The organism is Mesorhizobium sp. M7A.F.Ca.CA.001.08.2.1, from assembly GCF_003998455.1.
GTDB lineage: Bacteria > Pseudomonadota > Alphaproteobacteria > Rhizobiales > Rhizobiaceae > Mesorhizobium > Mesorhizobium ciceri.
This window is the reverse complement of sequence record NZ_RZPW01000679.1, coordinates 1-3,383: the sequence shown is the minus strand read 5'-3', so window position 1 is coordinate 3,383 and position 3,383 is coordinate 1. Positions and strand designations below refer to the sequence as shown.

At 65.4% G+C, this 3,383-nt stretch carries 2 protein-coding genes and 2 pseudogenes; all 4 read left to right on the top strand.

All coding sequences use genetic code 11. The annotated features are described in order from the left end of the window. Positions 1–155 (top strand): annotated as a pseudogene (locus EN914_RS28905) (amidinotransferase); the annotation flags it as partial. Then, a pseudogene (locus EN914_RS38770) lies at positions 125–790 on the top strand (TetR family transcriptional regulator C-terminal domain-containing protein); the annotation flags it as partial. The pseudogenes EN914_RS28905 and EN914_RS38770, both read left to right, overlap by 31 nt. A gap of 6 nt (positions 791–796) precedes the next feature. Then, positions 797–2,374: a 5-guanidino-2-oxopentanoate decarboxylase gene (locus tag EN914_RS28900; protein WP_206527262.1), complete on the top strand. Its 1,578-nt coding sequence runs from the start codon at positions 797–799 to the stop codon at positions 2,372–2,374. Positions 2,375–2,543: 169 nt separating this feature from the next. Beyond that, complete coding sequence (locus tag EN914_RS28895) at positions 2,544–3,251, top strand: SDR family NAD(P)-dependent oxidoreductase (RefSeq protein WP_024501896.1); 708 nt, start codon at positions 2,544–2,546, stop codon at positions 3,249–3,251. Positions 3,252–3,383: the final 132 nt, after the last annotated feature.

The following is a 3,383-nucleotide window of genomic DNA, read 5'->3' as shown; positions in this document are numbered from 1 at the left end:
GCCCACACAAGATCATTGCCGTCGCAGGCTTTCCAAAGACCAAAGCCGCGATGGAAGCCGCCGGCTGCACGGTCGAAATCTTCGAGGCGGATGCGCTCTGCATCGCCTGCGAGGGCGGGCCGACATGCCTGACGCGACCGATCCTGCGCCAATGAATATGCCATCCCGCCGCAGGTTCCGTCGCGAGGGCGAGGAGCGGCGGCGGCAGGATCTGATCGAGGCCACTCTGGACAGCGTGGCGGAACATGGCCTGCAGGGCGCCACCTTGCGCACCATCGCATTGCGTGCCGGCGTCACCGCCGGGCTGATCCGGCACTATTTTCCCGGCAAGGAAGAATTGCTGCAGGAAGCCTATGCAGCGCTGATGGGCCGCATGACCGAGCAGGCGAAAGCGGCTTTGGTCATGGAGAATGCCTCGCCTCGCCAGCGCCTTGCGGCTTTCGTCACCGCCAACCTCAATGCGCCGATTATCGACGCGCGGGTGTTTTCGCTCTGGGCAACCTTCATCGGCCGCGCCAGAGCGGATCCGACCCTGGCCCACGCCCACCGCGAAGGCTACCTTGGTTTTCGCAATGAGGTGGAAGCGGTTGTGGCCGAGGTGCTCGCCGCCGAACGGCGCAAATCGGACGCAAGCCAATTGCGCCACCATGCCATCGCGATTAATGCGATCATCGACGGACTCTGGATCGAAGGCTGCCTGGCCGGCGAGATGTTCTCGCCCGGCGAATTGGCGGCGATCGGCATCAAGGCCGTCGAGGCCGAACTAGGCCTCGCGCCGGAAGGGGAGGAAAAACCAATGACGACACTCGGCGAAGCGCTCATTTCGCTGCTCGAAGCCCATGGCGTCGACACGGTCTTCGGGATTCCCGGCGTCCACACGGTAGAACTCTACCGCGGGCTAGCGCGCTCCAAGATCCGCCACGTCACGCCGCGTCACGAACAGGGCGCCGGCTTCATGGCCGATGGCTATGCGCGGGCCAGCGGCAGGCCGGGCGTCGCCTTCGTCATCACCGGACCGGGGCTGACCAACACCATCACCGCCATGGGGCAGGCACGCGCCGATTCGGTGCCGATGCTGGTGATCTCAGGCGTCAACGCCACGCCGACGCTGGGCAAGGGGCTGGGCCATCTGCACGAATTGCCGGATCAGCGCGGCATGATGGAGAAGGTGGTGCTGTTTTCGCAGCGCGTTACCGAGGCTGGCGAATTGCCCGGCGCGCTGGCGCAGGCCTTCGCCCTGTTTTCATCGGCCCGGCCCGGCCCGGTACATATCGAGATCCCGACCGACGTCATGGTCAAGCCGGCGGATGGCATCGCTGCCATGCTGAGCAATGTGACGCCGCCCGTGCCGGAAGGTGTCGCAATTGCCAACGCGGCCAAACTCATCAGTGCAGCGCGCCGCCCGCTGATCCTGGTCGGCGGCGGCGCCAAACGCGCCGAAGCGCCACTGCGGCGTCTGGCCGAACGGCTGGGGGCGCCGGTCGTCCAGACCACCAATGCGCGCGGCCTGCTGCATGGTCATCCGCTTTGCGTGCCGGCCAGTCCCAGCCTGAAGACAGTACGGGCGCTGATGGCCGACGCCGACCTGGTCATTGCCGCCGGCACCGAATTCGGCCCGACCGACTATGACGGCTACAGCGATGGCGGCTTCGTCCTGCCCGCCAACCTGATCCGCATCGATATCGGCGCGGACCAGCTTGCCCGCCGCCCGGCGACGGTTTCGATCCAGGCCGATTGCGCCGAGGCGCTCGAAGCACTGCTTCTGAAAACCCGCCATGTCCGGGCAAGCGAGGGCGGTTCGTCGCGCGCCGCTACTACACGCAAAGCAGCCTTTGCCGAGCTCAATCCGACACTGCAGGGGCAGGTGCGCGCCGTCGAGATGATCCGCGACGCTTTGCCGGGCGCGCTCATCGTCGGCGATTCGACGCAGCCGATCTATGCGGCCAACCTCTATTACGACCATGATCGGCCAGGCGGTTGGTTCAATGCCGCCACCGGCTTCGGCGCGCTTGGCTACGGCCCGCCGGCCGCAATTGGCGCGGCCCTTGCGATACCCGATGCGCCGGTCGTCTGCCTCACGGGTGACGGCGGCTTCCAGTTCACGCTGCCGGAACTGGGCGCCGCGCTCGACGCGCGGGTACCGGTCATCTTCGTCGTCTGGAACAACAGAGGCTACCGCGAGATCGAAACCTCGATGCTCGATGTCGGCGTCGAGCCGGTCGGCGTATCGCCGGCGCCGCCGGATTTCTGCAAGCTGGCCGAGGCCTATGGCATCGGCGCCGAACGGCTTGCCGATATCGATGCTCTCGCGGACGCGCTGAAGCGCGCCCGGGCCACCGGACTGCCGCGCGTCATCGAAATCACAGTTGACTGAAGCGCGGGTTTCCCGTTTTGGCGGACCACGGCTGAAGTGTCGGACGCATGCAAAGACGCGACAACTGCCATGTCGAGATGTCAATTGAGTGATGGCGCAAAAGGCGCGACGCTTCGCGTCGGCGGCACAGAAACGACCTAACGATAAAAAAATGACAGGAGCGTCCAAGATGACGGAAACACTTGAAGGCAAGCATATCGTCGTGACTGGTGGGACCGGTGCGCTCGGCGGTGCGGTTGTCGGCAAACTGCTGAGCGACGGCGCGATCTGCCATGTGCCCAATGCTCATGCCGCCGCCCCTATGCATTTCCCCTTTACCTCGCATGACCGTGTCCAGCTGGTGCACAACGTCGATCTCTCGGACCCCGCGAAGGTCGAAGCGTTCTATAGCCAGGTTCCGGGCCTTTGGGGCTCGATCCATCTGGCTGGCGGCTTCACCTCGGCGCCTGTTGAAAAGATCGAGTCGGCGTCCTTTGCCGAGATGATGGACACCAATGCGCGCACCGCCTTCCTGTGCTGCCGCGCCGCGATCCGCTCGATGCTGTCGTCGGACACGGCGGGCCGCATCGTCAACGTCACCGCGCGCGCCGGGCTCGATCCGCGGCGCGGCGCCGGCATGGTCGCTTACGCCGCCAGCAAGGCGGCGGTGGCAGCCATGACGGTGGCGATGGCCGAAGAGCTGAAGCACAAGGGCATCCTGGTCAATGCCGTGGCGCCGTCGACGTTAGATACGCCGGCAAACCGCGCCGATATGCCGGATGCCGATGTCACAAGATGGGTCAGCCTCGAAGCCGCCGCCGAGGCCATCGCCTATCTCGCCTCGCCGGCCAATCAGGCGATGAGCGGCACGCTGGTGCCGCTTTACGGCAGGGCGTAACTTTCCAACCTTTACCTAGGTCAAAGAAAAACCCCGCCGGATCGCTCCGGCGGGGTTTTGTTTTGGAGCCTGTGCGAAGGCTTCGCGGTGCGAAGACTTAGCTGCCCTGCTTCTTCAGCGCGGCACCCAGGA

Coding starts and splice junctions, on each gene's coding strand:
- EN914_RS28900 (WP_206527262.1), top strand. CDS start 797: ATGACGACACTCGGCGAAGCGCTCATTTCGCTGCTCGAAGCCCATGGC.
- EN914_RS28895 (WP_024501896.1), top strand. CDS start 2,544: ATGACGGAAACACTTGAAGGCAAGCATATCGTCGTGACTGGTGGGACC.